The sequence below is a fragment of the Acidobacteriota bacterium genome (genome assembly GCA_016716435.1).
Lineage (GTDB): Bacteria > Acidobacteriota > Blastocatellia > Pyrinomonadales > Pyrinomonadaceae > OLB17.
In genome coordinates, this window is record JADJWI010000007.1 from 175,434 (window position 1) to 190,884 (window position 15,451).

Sequence of the window (15,451 nt, forward strand, 5' to 3'; positions counted from 1 at the left end):
GGTTTCCCAAACTTTCGCGATACGATTCTTTTTTTGCCCTCGCTCGGCCATTCTATGCGCATCGCTATACTCGGCACCCGCGGAATACCGGCAAACTATGGCGGCTTTGAGACATTTGCCGAGCAGCTTGCCACCCGGCTCGTCGCCCGCGGCCATGAGGTGACCGTCTATTGCCGTTCGCACCACGTTCCAAAAGCGATGAAGGAGCACCGCGGCGTACGCCTCGTCGTCCTCCCGACGCTCAAGCATAAATATCTGGACACGGTCGTGCACACCTATCTTTCGGTGATGCACGCGATCTTTCAGCGGTTCGATGCCGTTCTGATCTGCAATGCCGCAAACGCCATCTTCATCCCGAAATTGACGTGGACCGGAACTCCGGTCGCGATCAATGTCGATGGCCTTGAGCGGAAGCGGAAAAAGTGGAACAAGCTCGGGCAGCTTTACTATGCACTCGGCGAGCGGGCGTCGGTCTGGTTTGCGACCGAGGTCGTGACCGATGCGAAGGCGATCTACGATTATTACCTCGCCGAATACGGCGTTGATTCGACGATGATCGCTTATGGAGCCGACGTCGAGCGAAAGCTGGACGAATACGCGATCAGCGAGTTTGGCGTCGAGCCCGAGGATTACTTTCTCTATGTCTCGCGGCTTGAGCCTGAGAACAACGCGGCGATGGTGATCGAGGCATTTCGACGGACCGAGACTGAGCGAAAGCTTGTCATTGTCGGCGATGCGCCCTATGCCGAGGACTACAAAAAGCACCTTCGCGAACTCGCCGCCGACGACCCGCGGATCATCTTCACCGGTTTCGTTTTTGGTTCGGGCTACAAATCCCTCCAGCAAAACGCCTACGTTTACATCCACGCGACCGAGGTCGGCGGAACGCACCCGGCGTTGATCGAGGCGATGGGATACGGAAACTGCGTTCTTGCATATTCGACGGTTGAGAATATTGAGGTCGTCGGCGACGCGGCTTTGACCTTCAGCACTCTCGATGAGCTTTCGGAACGAATCAGCGAACTCGACGCCGATGCTGCAAAGGCCGCGGAGTACAGGGCAAAGGCGCAGCAACGCGTCGAGGCCGCATATAGCTGGGACTCGATCACCGACCGTTACGAAGCACTCTTCGAAAAGCTCGCCGTGAGGAAATGATCAGCCGGATAAAAAAGGCTTTGCGGACCATTCGGCGGGAAGGTATCTCGGCCGGCTATTCGGCCTTTCTCCGGCAGATCGACAAGGGCCGCCGCGACCGCGAATACCGTGGCTGGGCCGAGCGGTACGACACGCTCGACGATGCTGGCCGCGAACGGCTTCGCAAGATCGCCGCCGAACTGGACGCCCCGCCGCTGATCTCCGTGCTTATGCCGGTCTATAACGTCGAGGAGCGTTTTCTGCGCGAGGCGATCGGCTCCGTTCGGGCTCAGATCTACGAAAATTGGGAGCTTTGCATCGCCGATGACGCTTCGACCGAGCCGCACGTTCGCCGGGTTCTCGAAGAGCTTGCCGCACAGGATGCCCGCATTCGCGTCGCCTTTCGCGAAAAGAATGGCCACATTTCCGCTGCTTCGAACACGGCGCTAGAAATGGTCCGCGGCGATTTCACCGCCTTGATGGACCACGACGACCTTCTCGCTGAGGACGCTCTTTTGCAGGCGGCACGCGTCATCACCTCGCGGCCCGATGCAAACCTGATCTATAGCGACGAGGACAAGATCGACTCAAACGGCGTGCGGTTCCAGCCGATGTTCAAGCCCGACTGGAGCCCCGAGCTGATGCGTTCGCTCAATCTGATCACGCACCTATGCGTCTTTCGGACCGAGGTCCTGCGGGCGATCGGCGGCTTTCGCACGGGGTTTGAGGGTAGCCAGGATTACGACCTCTCGCTCCGCTTTATTGACAGCATCTCGCCCGCAACCATCGTCCACATCCCGCATGTGCTTTATCATTGGCGGGCGATCCCGGGTTCGGTCGCGCTCGATAGCGGCGAGAAGACCTATGCCCACGAGCGGGCGCGAACCGCGCTGACCGAGCACTATCGGCGCAGCGGCATCGCGGCCCGTGCCGTCCGCGGCCGCGGCGAGCTGCACCGGCCGGAGTTCCTCGGCGAGCCGCCGAGGGTTTCGGTAATCCATTGGGGTGAAGGAAAATCTGAGATCGACCTCCGAGGCGCTCATGAGGTTCGCGAAACGGCCGGCAACGTCGCTGCGATTGCCCGCGAAGCCGCCGATGCCTCGGGAGAAGTTCTGGTGTTTCTGCACCGCAATACCGACAAGCTTTCGCGGGACGGTTTTAGCGAACTCGCCTTTCGGGCGGCGATCGGCGGCGTCGGCTGCGTCGGGCCGAAGTTGCTCGACGCCAACGGACGGATCGCGGACGCGGGCTTTGCGTTCGGGATAATGAACGGCATCGGCCGGCCGCATCGCGGCTTGCGGCGAGATGACCTCGGGCCGTTCGTCGGCCTGGCGGTTGACCGTAATGTTCTTGCCGTTTCATTGGTGGCGATGGCGGTCGAGCGGAAGGCATTCATTGAAGCTGGCGGATTCGACGAGAGTCTTGGCGACCAGTTCGCTGCGGGCATCGACCTTTGCCTGCGGCTTCACGAAGCGGGAAAGCGAAACGTCTGGACGCCCTGGGCCGAGGCGACGTCTGCCGTTGCGTCGAATGAGCTCGATGAAACCGTGATCAACGAACTCCGTGCCCGATGGCAGAAGTATTTTGAACGCGATCCGTATTACAATCCGAACCTGACGGCCGAAGGCGAAGATCTGCGGTTTGCCGTGCCGCCGCGAATATCGAGATATTGAAGAGATAAGAAGACGCTGAAAGAGGAAACAACGACAACCGAAACGCCCCGGAAAGTTCCGGCATTTGTGATGCCGCTTGTCACCGTGCTCATCGGTGCGGCCGATGCCGCCTTGGCCGGCGGAGCTCTTATTGCCGCTTTCGTTGTTCGCGAAGGTGCGCCCGTTCTCTCGGAAACGGCCTGGGCCTGGTCGCAGGAGTTCGTGCCCTACGCCGGCGTTTTTTGGTTTGCGATGTTCGTCCGCGTCGCGCTTCTTGCCTACGAGGGCGTCTATCGGTTCAAGGGCGCGTTTTCGTATTCGCGGGAGGCGGCAAAGGTCGTCAAGGCCGTCGCCGTCGGGTCGCTGCTGATCGTCGCCTGGGCGTTCCTTTTCCGCGGTGGCTATGCCTTTCGTGAGTTCTCGTATTCGAGGGCCGTTTTTCTGCTTGACTTCGCTATCGCCCTTGCGCTTTTTACCGCGTTCCATTTGCTCATTCGCTGGGCACAGGCGACGATCAGAAGCCGCGGTGTGAACCTGCTTCCGACGCTGATCGTCGGAATGAATGCCGAGACCGCAAATACCATCGCCGAACTCCGCGATCGGCTCGGGCTCGGTTATCGGGTCGCAGGCGTTGTTGCGACCGAAGAGACGGCTGAATGCGAGTTCGCCGGAGTCCCGATCGTCGGCAGCTTTGATGATCTGCCCGAGCTCATTCGCCGCTACGGCATTCAGGAAGTGATCATCACCGAGCCCGCCATTGGCAGCGAGCGGCTGTTTGATTCGATGATGGAGGTCGGCCGCGACCACCGCGTTGAGTTTCGGTTTGCTCCGAAGCTTTTCGACCTTCTTCCGCAGAAAACAGCGGTCGAGCAGATCGGCGTTTTGCCGATGGTCCGGCTATTTCGCGAGCCTCTCTCAGATGCCGGAAGGCTGGTCAAACGCGTATCGGACATCATTATCTCACTCGCCGCGATCGTCGTTCTCTCGCCGGTTCTCGCCTTCGTCGCCCTTGCCGTCCGGCGAAGCTCGAGCGGGCCGATATTCTTCCGCCAAGAGCGCGTCGGGATGGACGGCCGCGTGTTTCTTTGCTTAAAGTTTCGGACGATGTTTGCCGATTCTGATGAAGAGATCCACCGCGAGGCCTACCGCAAGAACATTTCCGGCGAGGCGGCGGGCGAGGTCTTTGGCAAGGTCGCGAATGATCCGCGGATCACACCTGCAGGCCGTTCGATAAGGCGTTGGAGCCTCGATGAATTGCCGCAGCTTTTCAACGTGGTCCGCGGCGAGATGAGCATCGTCGGGCCGCGGCCGCCGATACCCTACGAGGTCGAGGAATACGACATCCGCCACCGCAAACGGCTCGATATGAAGCCGGGCATCACCGGGCTCTGGCAGGTCTCCGGCCGCAATCGGCTGACCTTTGAAGAAATGGTGGCGCTTGATATTTTCTACATCGAGAACTGGTCGGTCTGGCTCGACCTGAAGATAATATTCCTGACGCTGCCGGCCATTTTCCGCGGCGACGGCGAGCGAACCGAGCAATGAACATTGCTGACGCGATAAATTCTGCTACCGAAAAACTGCATGCCGCGGGGACGCCCGAACCTGCCCGCGACACCAAGGTCCTGCTCGCGGAAACGCTCGGGCGAGAGAAGACGTTCCTGATCGCCTATCCCGAATTTGAGCTTCCGGCGGAAGATGCGGAGCGGTTTGCCCTTGTGATCGAACGCCGGGCCGGCCGCGAGCCGCTTCAGCATATTCTCGGGCGGCAGGAGTTTTACGGCCGCGATTTCCGCGTCTCGCGCGACGTTCTCATCCCGCGGCCTGAGACCGAAGCTCTTGTCGAACTCGCGGTAGAGTACCTCGCCGCCGTTCCCGAGCCCCGGTTTCTCGATATTGGCACAGGTTCCGGTTGCATCGCCATTTCCATCGCGGCCGAGGTTCCCGCGGCAAACGGAGTTGCGACCGACATCTCGCCAAAGGCTCTCGATATCGCACGCGAAAATGCCGATAAGCACGGCGTTGCTGATCGAATTCAGTTCATCGAGGCAAGCCTTTTCGGACCGGCCGGCGACGAAGAATTCGAGCTTATCGCGGCCAATCCGCCATATATTTCCGAGGTCGAACATCGCGGCCTTGAGCCCGAGGTTCGCGACTTCGAACCGCGAGCTGCGCTCACCGATGAAGGCGATGGGCTTGCCATCATTCGTGCGATCATCAAGGGCTCGCCGCGGTACTTGAAACCGGGCGGAAAGCTCCTTATAGAGATCGGGTCTGGGCAATCGGGGGCCGTCGCGGCGATGATCGATCACTCGATTTGGCAGGCCTCGAACATTCACAAAGACCTTCAAGGCATTCCACGCGTTCTTGAAGCGGACAAGCGAGCAGACGAAAGCCAAGAACTGTAACCCTTTTACTTGCCTTTTTTCACGACTTGTGATTAATATTAGGCAGTTCCTCAGACATAAGTTGCGGGCTTCGCGGCCTGTATTTCCGAAGCCTCAACTCTTGATCGAAGACCACACGTCGATCATGTTCGAGAGAGGCCTGACAGATCCTTACTTGGAGGTTACGAAGATGCTTTATGTACTCTTAGCGGTAGTTTCACTTTTGATCGCCGCCGGTTCGCTTTATCAGTACGTTCAAACGGCTAGCACGCTCTACATCGTCCTGACCTTTGTATTTCTTATTGCCGGGGTCGTTCTCGGTGCAGTTTATTTCTCGGGCCGCGTTAACAAGACCGAGGATATTCACATCACAGAATAGCGACCGCGGGTTCGCACGGCGGATAAACCGGAATGGCAGGCGTTTTTTGTTCGCGCCTGCCATTTGAATTTTCAGCGGGTGCCAACGAGGTCGTTTCCGTGAGCTTGAGCGTGGAATGTTGACAAAAAGGTAAGGATTAGTAAACTTGTATTTGAGACGTATTTAATAAGCAATGCCAAAGATCGCCGACATACAGGAAACACCGAACCCAAACGCCGTAAAGTTCATTTTGAAGGAACCGGTCTCATACGGCACTTCGCATTCGTTCAAGAATGCCGAAGTGGCCAAGGACGACCAGTTTGCCGCCTCCATTTTCGAGGTCGGCAACGTCGTCTCGGTCTTCTACATGGACAAGATGGTGACCGTCGAAAAGACCGACGATGCCGAGTGGGACGAAATTCTTCCGGAGCTCGCGGTTCCGATCCGTGCGGCCGAACCGGTCGCGAATGGGAGCGGAAACGGCAGTGCCGCCAAGGCAGTTGGCGGTGCGATCGCGGCTGCGCTTGACGACGATCCGGTGATCCGTGAGATCGACGCGCTGCTTGATGACCGCATTCGGCCCTATCTTGCAAGCGATGGCGGCTGGCTTGAGATCATAGGGCTTGAGGAATCAACCCTCAAGATCCGCTATCAGGGAGCCTGCGGAAGCTGCCCGAGTTCGCTGACCGGCACGCTTATGGCGATCGAGAATATGATCCGCGAAGAGATCGACCCGAACATCGATGTTGTCGCCGTTTAGACCGGGCAAATCTCTCCCAAGTCATTTCGTTTCAATAATTTCTTGACATTTGTCGGTGACCTTCGCCATAATCGTTTTTGGGCGTCGGTTCACCGGGCAGCTGTCGTTCCAGCCTCAGAAAACACCTTTCCGTACTTTCATCACTGCCTTTTAAGTGTTGTGGACCGCCCCTTTTATTTGCTTTTGGAGGATCTTGTATAGTGACCAACGAAGAACTCGAACTTAGTCTCCGATCTGAATTCGAGAATTATCTGAAGGGCGTTGCCGCCTCGATGCGCCAAGACGTTGATGAATTTCAGCGAAATTTTGACGCGGAGTTCTCCAAGCACCGCGCCCAGATGGACGAGGCGATCAGGCTTCTGGCATCGAAATTCGAACAGGGGACCGAGGTTGACCGCGGCCTTTCTGAGTCGCTTGGCGAACATCTCCGGCTCGCCCGCGATGGCGGAGCAAAGCTCGCCGCCGAGGCATTCTCGGAAGCGGAAAAGCTCCGTACCGATACCGCCGTCGAGGACCAGTACTCCGATCTACGTGATTCTATTCGCGACATCGGCGGCCAACTGACCCAGGCCGCGATCCTCCGTTCGCTGGTCGAACACAGCCATCAGTTCGCTCCGCGTGGAGCATTTTTTATCGTTAAGAGCGGCACTTTCGTCTGCTGGAAGGCGTTCAATGAGCAAGGTGCGGTTTCTGAAGATACATTTCAGAACGTTCGCGTTGCTGAGCACTCGGCAAGTTTGCTGAGCCGTGCTTCGGAGACGCTGGCCACTGCCGAAGGCGCCCACCGTGCCTATGCCGATGATGATCAGTTCCTTGAGCCGCTCGGCTTTGGACGGCCGGACAGGATGTATGCCATTCCGCTCGTCGTCCGCGGGCGGGCAGTCGCTGTACTTTATGTCGATTACGGAATCGAAGGCACGCGGATCAACCGCGAGGCACTCGAATCGCTCGTTGCGGTCGCAGCCCTAACGGTCGAGTTACGAGCGGCCGTTCATCCGGTGGCTCATCAGGAAATTCATGAAACTCCGACGGCCGTTGAGCCAAGTGCGGAACCTGCTTACACCGCGCCTGTAGAGCCGGCCCCATATGACGCCCCGGCCGTATATCAGGCACCGGTCGCGGAAGAAGTGGCCGAAACGACGACGGCCTTTGCAGAGGATGCAGTTCAGACGGATTACGACCACGCCGCCGAGCAGTATCAGATGCCAGCGGTTGTTGAAACGGTAGAGGAAGAGCCCTCTGGGTTCGACTTCGCGACGCCGGTCGAGGTAGAAACGGTCGAGCCGATGGCCGAGGTCGAAGAGGCCGAACCGGTTTACGAGGTCGAGGAAACGCCCACATTTGCCGAATTCGTTCCGGAGACGCCGGTATCATCTGAGCCTGAGCCCGTCACGGACGCGCCGGCGGCATTCGCCGATTATGCCTTCGAACCGACCTCACAGGCGGCCGAACTGCCCGAGGTCGAAACGTTTGCTCCGGAGCAAAGTTTTGAGGCTTCGCCTTCGGTAGCCGAGGAGATCGAGCAGCCGCCCTTTGAGCCTGTAGTCGAAGCTCCGCCCGCGGTAGCTGAAGAACCTGTTCTTACGCCGCCCTTAGGCGATGAAAGCCGACAGCGGCTCGACCGCAAGACGATAGACCTGCCGATCGACGTCCCCGAAGAGGAACGCGACCGGCACAACAAGGCCCGCCGCTTTGCCCGGCTGCTTGTCTCCGAGATCAAGCTTTATAACGAGCAGAAGGTGCTCGAGGGCCGTGCGTCGAATGACCTCTACGACCGGCTTCGCGAAGCCATCGACCGCTCACGTGAGATGTACGAAAAGCGTGTTGACGATACTGTCAGCTCGAAGTTCGACTATTTCCATTACGAGCTGATCACCAACCTCGCCGAAGGCGACGAAGCCAAACTCGGCGAAAACTACGCCGTCGCCGCGTAGCGAAAATACAATTAAACCAACCCAATCGGCCGCGGACCTCTAAGCCCAAAAAGCTCAGAGCCCGCGGCCAAACTTTGTTCCGGTTTCTTGTTCTTCCTTTTTCGTGGTTCCTACTTCCGGCAGTCGAGATGCACGTCCGGGAAGCATGCTAAAGCTGGAACTCCGAACTTCGCAACTTTAGCCTTGCATATCATCCATATCGTCCATATCTCACGGATCGCCATTCAATTTGGCTTGAAGACCTAAGAGAATGGACAGCGGGAGGAAGTGAGCGGTGAGCAGTGAGCAGTGAGCAATGAGCAATGAGCAGTGAGCGGTGAGAAAGCAAACCGACGTCCCCCATTCTTAATAATTAGTGATCAGAAATTTGCAATTAGTAATTAAACGGAATGCCAAGATCGAGTGTGAAAATGCAAAAAACAAAGATCCAAGACGCGAAACCAAGGTCCTTGTTCAACCAATTCACGATGGTCCAATTAACAATTGACAATGCGAACGAATACCAAAGCCCAAAGACCCAATCCCCGCCACGCGTTCCAGATGTCTTGTCCTGAAATAGGTTTACAGGTAAAAGGGAACAGATGAAACAAGACGAAGAGATGAGGAGAGAGGCAGTTGAGAGGTACGGGAGAGGCGGTGTGTCGATGCGGGAACTGGCGCGGATATACCGGGTTTCGGTGTCGACTGTACATAGATGGATAAGGGGTCGTGAGGCCGGGGGCGGTTCGGCGACGGGGTCGTCTGCCGGGTCTGGGCATGGGTCGGGGTCGGCGGAGGTGAGGCGGCTGCGGAAGGAGCTTGAGGAGGCCCGGCTATACAACGAGTTGTTGAATGCGATGATCGACATCGCGGAAGATCGATTTGAGGTACCGATCAGAAAAAAACCTGGGGCCAAGCGGTGAGGAAAGTGGTAGAGAGCGGCAGGGGAAGAAGCCTGGGAGAGGCCTGCCGGCTGCTTGGCTATACGAGACAGGCATATTACAAGGGGAAACGGCGAGTGGAGAAGAGGGCGTTCGAAGCCGAGATCGTGCTGCAGGAGGTAGGAAGGCTGAGAAAGGAGCAAAAGCGGATCGGTGTAAGAAAGCTGCATCACATGATGAGCGGGTTTGCCCGCGAGCACTCGGTAGAGATCGGCCGCGACGCTTTGTACGACCTCTTGCGGGAGCATTCGATGCTGGTCCGAAAGAGAAGGAGGCGAAGTCCGAGGACAACGTTTTCGGGCCTCTGGATGAAGAGCTTCCCGAATCTTGCGAAGGGCTTCGAGCCGACCCGCTGCAATCAATTGTGGGTCAGCGATATCACTTATATCAGGGTCCGGGAAGGGTTTGCTTATCTGAGCCTGATCACGGACGCCTACTCGCGAAAGATAGTCGGCTACTGCCTCAGCGAGGACCTGACAGCCAGAGGGCCGGCGGCGGCACTGCGGATGGCCCTCAGGGACAATCCGGAACGCGAAGGCTTGATACACCACTCGGACCGTGGGCTGCAATACTACAGCTCGCGGTACATGAAGCTGATCGGGAAACGGATCCGTATCTCGATGAGCGAAAAGAGCGACCCGCTGGAGAACGCCATCGCCGAACGCGTCAACGGCATTCTCAAACAGGAACTGCTCCGGACAAGCTTCAAAAGCTTCTCCGAGGCGGCCCGGCAGATCGATCAGGCGGTCAATACCTACAACCACCTGAGGCCGCATCTGTCGATCGATATGCTCACCCCGGCCGAGGCCCACGCCAGGACCGGCGAGCTCAAGAAGCGCTGGAAGAAATACTATCCGGCCAAACTTTTCACTCTCAGGCCTCGGCCTGAGAGTGAAACTCAAAACCAATATAAGGAGATACCCGTAAACCTTCTTCAGGACCAACACAAAACAGGAAACCTATACCAGGTTTACCACCAAAATGTGTCAACTTTTTCTAGGACGACACACGCCGTTCGCGATGTTCGCGATGTTTCCGGCGTTCACGATGTTTTCGGTGTTCACGGTGTTTTCGCAAACGCGCGATGCCCTCAAAAAAACAAAACAAGACGAAATGGGGAATTCGGAATGCTCACTTCGGCCGGGAAACCCCTCGCCGACCCGAGCGTTTCACTTGTTTCAGTCGTTTCAGACGTTTCGTTTCTTTCATTCGTTTCAATCGTTTCAGAAAGATATGCCCCTCTTTAAAAATGAAACATGGGGAACTTCAAATTCCAGATTCCAAATTCCAAATTGTCCGGATCGGATTCAAATCTGGAATCTGGAATCTGGAATTACGAAAGGCCTACTTCTTGAAATCAAAGACGATATTGGCAAATGCCTTAACGCCGACGTCGAGCCGGCTGTCGTCGATGATGAAGTCCGGCGTGTGGTGCGGAGCGGCGTCCTTCGGATCCTTGCCGGCCGGCATTCCGCCGACGGTGAAATAAAAGGCCGGAGTGTTAACGTGAAAAAACGAAAAATCCTCGGCTCCCGTGACCCACTCGCCGAGCACGACGTTCTCGCGGCCGGCGGCTTTGTGGAGCGAGGGCAGCATCATCTCGACCAGCTCAGGCGTGTTGTAGGTGACCGGTGCCTTGCGGTCGATCTTGACCTCGACCGTTGCTCCCATGCTTTCGGCGATGCTGGTCGCCGTTCGGCGGATGCGTTCGTGCACATCATTTTGCATCATGCTGTCGAGCGTGCGAATGGTGCCGGCCATGACGAGGTCTTCGGGAATTATGTTCTCGCGGACGCCGCCATTGATGCGGCCGACGGTGATGACGACCGGTGCCTTCGGCAGGTTCGATTGCCGGGCGACGATCATCTGCAACCCTGTGTAGATCTGCGTTGCGACGGCGATCGGGTCGATGCCGGACCAAGGGTAAGCTCCGTGGGTCTGCTTGCCGCGGACCTTGATCTCGAACCAGTCGCTGGCGGCCATGATCGAGCCCGGCTTGTACTTGATCGTCCCGACCGGCGTCTGCGAATTGATGTGGATGCCAAAGATCGCGTCGATCTTCGGGTTGTCCATCACACCCTCTTTCACCATCAGCTCGGCGCCGCCCTCTTCACCGGCGGGCGGGCCTTCCTCGGCGGGCTGAAAGATGAATACAACCGTACCCTTGATCTTGTCGCGCATCCCGGCGAGCACCTCGGCGGCTCCCATCAGCATCGCGACGTGCGTGTCATGGCCGCAGGCATGCATAACACCGACCGTCTGCCCGTTGTATTCACCGGTCGCCCGCGAGCGGTACGGCAGATCGTTGCGTTCGGTCACCGGAAGCGCGTCCATATCCGCACGAAGGCCGATCACCGGCCCGGGCTGCGAGCCCTTGAGAATGCCGACAACGCCCGTCTTCGCAACGCCGGTGCGGACCTCCATGCCCAGCCGCCGCAGATGTTCCTCAACGTACTTCGCCGTCTTGAACTCGCGATTGCCGAGCTCGGGGTTCTGGTGCAGATGCCGACGCCACTCGGTAACCTTCGGCATCAGTTTCGCCGCCGCGGCATCGATCTCGCGGCTCATATCGTTGGCCGGAACGGCGTGCGAAAATGCCGCAATACAAACCAACAAGGTCAGCATTCTTTTCATGTATTGGATCTCCTTTGTGGGACGAACGGGCTAGATTGTAGCGCTTCGCACTCAAGTTGCGAGGGACATGGGGTCACTTGAAAAGTTCGATCTCTTTGCCGGACCGGAGGTCCTTCAGATAAAGTCCCATCCGCCCCTGAGAGCCTCGAATGAACGCGATCTTCTTTCCGTCCGGCGACTCTCGGGCAAAGAAGCCCTTAATGTCCAGCGGTTTGAGGTCGGAACCATCGGCGTTCATCGAGAAGATCTCCTGCTCCTCACCAGTCATTCTGGTAAAGATCACCCGCCTTCCGTTCGCACTCCACGATGGGTAAAAATTATGGCCGATGTTATTTGTCAGCAACTTCTTGTCGCTACCATCGGCATTCATCGACCAGATCTGATCTTTGTTATCACGAATTTCACGATAATAAACGATCCGCCGGCCATCCGGCGACCAAACCGGATTGTAGAAGGCAACCTTGTCATCCTCGGTCAATCGTGTGGGGTTGGAACCGTCGATGTTCATTACGTAGATCTGCGGCAACCCGCCGTCACGCTCGGAATTGAAGACGATCTTCTTGCCGTCCGGAGAAACGACCGGGGCACCGTCGCGTCCCGGTGCTCTCGCAACAAGCCGCAGTCCGCCGTCCTTAACGCCGACCGAGAAGATCTCCTGTTCGCGGCTGCGAGGAGCACCGCTGCCGAAAAAGATGGTTTTGCCATCGGGCGAGAAGCTGGGGAACGACTCATTCCCGTTCGCTCCGGTCAACCTGCGAAGTTGGCCGCCATCGGCACGGGATACGTAAATGTCCGCGACCATCGTTCGCGGAGTAGTGTTCGATACCTCCATCCGGGTAAACGCGATCATCTTGCCATCCGGCGACCAAACGACGTGCCCAAAAGAAACGGTCGGACCACCTTGAGCTGCGGCATTCGCCGCGACGAAACCGCCGACGAGTATGAGCGAAACAAGATATCTCAACATAGCAACTCCATTTCGAGCAATTCGCCTTTCGCGTCATCTCAGACCGCACTGCGAATGGCCGACCACACCAGAGATCGCCATCGGAGCCCGGTATCCTGCACGAACTCCGGCTTACGGCTTCTTAACCAATTCGACGATCTCAACAAGAACCCTTCCCATCGGCTTGCCGAGGTCCTGCGGCACACTCGTATTTACCTGAACGGCGATGGCGATCTTGTGCTCGGGGAAGTACATCATGTCGGTCATGTAGCCGGGAAAGAAGCCGCTGTGGCCGTAGGTGAGCCCAGCGGGCGTCGGCCGAATGATCGCCCCGAGGCCATACTTTACATTCGGCCCGAGCTTTGCCGGGACCCCATCGACCATTATCGGCACGAGCGATGCGTCGAAGGCTCTTCCCTCATACATCATCTTTGCCCAGCGGGCGAGGTCCTCGCCGGTCGAAGCCCAGCCGCCGCCGGTCCACTCAAGCTGCGGGTTGACGATGAACTTGCCGTTCTCGATCATTCGGTCGCGACCGCCAAAGGGATTGTTCGGGCCGGCATAGCCCTGCACGACGTTCCTGAGCTTCGGCCCGTCCTGCGGAATAGTGTTCGTGAGCTTGAGCGGTTTGATGAATCGGCGTTTCGCCTCGCTGTAAAATTCTCGGCCGGTCACCCGTTCAAGGATCATCCCGAGCACGATGTAGTTCGTGTCCGAATAATCCCATCCCTTCCCGGCGTCGAACGGAGCAGGAGCGTCAAAAAGGTACGCAAGCCGGTCTTCCGGCGTCCACACTTTGTACGGATTAGCCGTGAGAAAATCGGTGAACTCCTTCTTAAACTCGTAGCGAACGAGGCCGCTCGTGTGGTTCATCAATTGACGAATGGTAATGTCCTTCGCGTTCGAGATCCTCGAAAACCATGGCTCCTTTCCAAAGAACTTTTCGATCTTGTCGTCGAGGCCTATCTTGCCGTCCTTCACCAATTGCATCGCCATAGCCGCCGCGAACGTCTTGCCGGTGCTGCCCGCCGGCATTCGGTCGTCGGGGCGCATCCGCCGCTTCGTCTCGTGGTCCGAGACGCCGACGGCGAGTCCAAACGAAGTGCCGTCCGCGAGAACTGCGCCGAACGTAGCTCCGGGAAACTTACCCGCGGCGTGCCACTCATCAAGCTTCGACTGAATCGCCTGCTTAATGTCGCGGCCGTTCGCCCCCGAGGTCGATCCCTGTGCGCCGACCAAGATAGCCGCGGCCAGAAGTATCGAGAGGGCGGCAAAAGAGTATCTTATGAAATTCGCTCGCATCTCAGTTAGCTCCAAAATTCAATGCCGGCTTAAGCTGACCCCGGTGGCAGGTGGTGCAATTGATCGTCGGATTCTCGCTGCGGAGGTTCTTGATCGCCTTAAGCTTCTCGTTGTTGATGCTGTTCACCATCGCGGCCATCTCGCGGGCGATCTGTTTCTGAGGCTTCTCGTCCACTTCCCATTTGTCGGGTACGTGGCAGTGCGTGCAGTCGACTCCAAGCGATCGCGAATAGCCCATCTGCATTATCATTGGGATGCGGCCCGCAGGGATGCCTTTGAGGAACTGAATGTTCTTAAAAACGTTTTCGGAGGGTTCTTGCTCACGGCCTTTGACCTGTTCTCGAATACGAGCGATGGCTGCCGCCTGATCGAACGCGGGCGTCGGCGTGGCTACCGCCGTCCCGTTTGTTTGTGCTCTGCTGCCTTTATCGCCAATGAATATGAAACTGAGGGCAGCAAAGAGAGCGAAACCGAACACGCCGAACCTTACAACACGCGACGATCGCATAAATTCCTCCTATTTCTTGCCGGGCTTCCGAACATACGTAAAGTCGTATCGCTGCGTCCAGGTCTTGCCGTCATCCGTCGAGCTTTCGCCCAATTGCCGCACGCCTCCATCCGGCAATTTCGAGAATGTCATCCGCAAGAGTGTCCGCGGAGTTACGTTTGGCGATTCCCCGATCATCACCATCTTTCCGTCGATCAATGTGCCGGTGTAATGATTGATGTTGCCTTTATCATCGACCCAGGTTTGGTACCACTTCTTGTCATTGCGGTTGAAAACGTTAAAACTCTTACCGCTATTCACCGGAGTGTTCCAATTCTCAAAGATCACGCAGTTGGAAAGGATGAGCTCAATGCTGCTCGAACCAACGGTCAGCCCTTGAGCGTTTTTTGCATCCCACTCGCCGATCCAGAAATCAAATTGTCGGAACTCCGGCGAGCCGTTACAGGGATTCGCAGCTATATCGAGCCGGTTGGAAAGCTCGACGAATTTATCGTCGGAGCGAAAGGCCGCAAACTCGGCGGAGCCATCAAGCGTGGTTGCCGGTATACCTCCAAGCTTAGTCGCCTGTTCGAGCACCTCGAACATCTTTCCGGCCTCTTTCGCACCGGCAAAGGCCCGTGCAAGAGCGGTCGCAAAAACCGGGTTCGGCGAGGCCGTCATCACAATCTCAAGCGGCCCGATCGCATCGCGATAACGGCTCAACCCGATCAAGCACACCCCGAGCCGATACTTTGGGCCGAAGTCGTTTGGTTCGGCGGACGCGATCTTTTCGTAGAGTGGAAGTGCGGCTTTCCAATCCTTTTTCTGGTAAGCCGCATCAGCTTCGGAACGCATTTCGGCCGAGACTGCCGATTGCCCGGATACACATATCGCGGTTCCGAACAACAGAATCAAGGCGAACGCGTACCTGCCGAAT

At 57.3% G+C, this 15,451-nt stretch carries 14 protein-coding genes; 9 read left to right on the forward strand and 5 right to left on the reverse strand.

Going from position 1 to position 15,451, the window contains the following annotated elements; genetic code table 11:
- Positions 1 to 54 precede the first annotated feature (54 nt).
- The 9 genes from IPM21_11795 (at position 55) to IPM21_11835 (ending at position 10,392) form a co-directional block, all read left to right on the forward strand.
- Entirely contained in the window at positions 55 to 1,155 is a 1,101-nt protein-coding gene (locus tag IPM21_11795) for a DUF1972 domain-containing protein (protein ID MBK9164567.1), read from the forward strand.
- On the forward strand, positions 1,152 to 2,807 hold the full coding sequence (locus IPM21_11800; protein ID MBK9164568.1) for a glycosyltransferase: 1,656 nt from the start codon (positions 1,152 to 1,154) through the stop codon (positions 2,805 to 2,807). Before IPM21_11795 ends, IPM21_11800 begins: the two co-directional genes overlap by 4 nt.
- A 69-nt stretch (positions 2,808 to 2,876) precedes the next feature.
- Positions 2,877 to 4,331, forward strand: a complete 1,455-nt coding sequence (locus IPM21_11805) for a sugar transferase (GenBank protein ID MBK9164569.1) — start codon at positions 2,877 to 2,879, stop codon at positions 4,329 to 4,331.
- Positions 4,328 to 5,194, forward strand: a complete 867-nt coding sequence (gene prmC, locus IPM21_11810) for a peptide chain release factor N(5)-glutamine methyltransferase (protein MBK9164570.1) — start codon at positions 4,328 to 4,330, stop codon at positions 5,192 to 5,194. The genes IPM21_11805 and prmC overlap by 4 nt, the downstream gene beginning before the upstream one ends.
- A 169-nt stretch (positions 5,195 to 5,363) precedes the next feature.
- On the forward strand, positions 5,364 to 5,552 hold the full coding sequence (locus IPM21_11815; GenBank protein MBK9164571.1) for a hypothetical protein: 189 nt from the start codon (positions 5,364 to 5,366) through the stop codon (positions 5,550 to 5,552).
- A 172-nt stretch (positions 5,553 to 5,724) separates the two neighbouring features.
- Positions 5,725 to 6,291, forward strand: coding sequence for a NifU family protein (locus IPM21_11820; protein MBK9164572.1), 567 nt, complete (start codon positions 5,725 to 5,727; stop codon positions 6,289 to 6,291).
- Between the two features lie 200 nt (positions 6,292 to 6,491).
- Complete coding sequence (locus IPM21_11825; protein MBK9164573.1) at positions 6,492 to 8,225, forward strand: hypothetical protein; 1,734 nt, start codon at positions 6,492 to 6,494, stop codon at positions 8,223 to 8,225.
- A 581-nt stretch (positions 8,226 to 8,806) separates the two neighbouring features.
- Complete coding sequence (locus tag IPM21_11830; protein ID MBK9164574.1) at positions 8,807 to 9,127, forward strand: helix-turn-helix domain-containing protein; 321 nt, start codon at positions 8,807 to 8,809, stop codon at positions 9,125 to 9,127.
- The gene (locus tag IPM21_11835) at positions 9,124 to 10,392 is read left to right on the forward strand and encodes an IS3 family transposase (protein MBK9164575.1); all 1,269 of its coding nucleotides are present in this window, start codon (positions 9,124 to 9,126) and stop codon (positions 10,390 to 10,392) included. Before IPM21_11830 ends, IPM21_11835 begins: the two co-directional genes overlap by 4 nt.
- 97 nt (positions 10,393 to 10,489) lie before the next feature.
- Here IPM21_11835 and IPM21_11840 read toward each other — a convergent pair whose 3' ends face one another.
- The 5 genes from IPM21_11840 to IPM21_11860 all read right to left on the reverse strand — a co-directional run bounded on the left by IPM21_11840 (position 10,490) and on the right by IPM21_11860 (position 15,369).
- The gene (locus tag IPM21_11840) at positions 10,490 to 11,779 is read right to left on the reverse strand and encodes an amidohydrolase (protein MBK9164576.1); all 1,290 of its coding nucleotides are present in this window, start codon (positions 11,777 to 11,779) and stop codon (positions 10,490 to 10,492) included.
- A 73-nt stretch (positions 11,780 to 11,852) separates the two neighbouring features.
- A complete protein-coding gene (locus IPM21_11845; protein MBK9164577.1) occupies positions 11,853 to 12,746 on the reverse strand; it encodes a PD40 domain-containing protein in 894 nt (297 codons plus the stop codon).
- 111 nt (positions 12,747 to 12,857) lie between these two features.
- The gene (locus IPM21_11850; GenBank protein MBK9164578.1) at positions 12,858 to 14,027 is read right to left on the reverse strand and encodes a beta-lactamase family protein; all 1,170 of its coding nucleotides are present in this window, start codon (positions 14,025 to 14,027) and stop codon (positions 12,858 to 12,860) included.
- A 1-nt stretch (position 14,028) separates the two neighbouring features.
- Entirely contained in the window at positions 14,029 to 14,535 is a 507-nt protein-coding gene (locus tag IPM21_11855) for a c-type cytochrome (GenBank protein MBK9164579.1), read from the reverse strand.
- Positions 14,536 to 14,544: 9 nt separating this feature from the next.
- The gene (locus IPM21_11860; GenBank protein ID MBK9164580.1) at positions 14,545 to 15,369 is read right to left on the reverse strand and encodes a tetratricopeptide repeat protein; all 825 of its coding nucleotides are present in this window, start codon (positions 15,367 to 15,369) and stop codon (positions 14,545 to 14,547) included.
- Positions 15,370 to 15,451 lie beyond the last annotated feature (82 nt).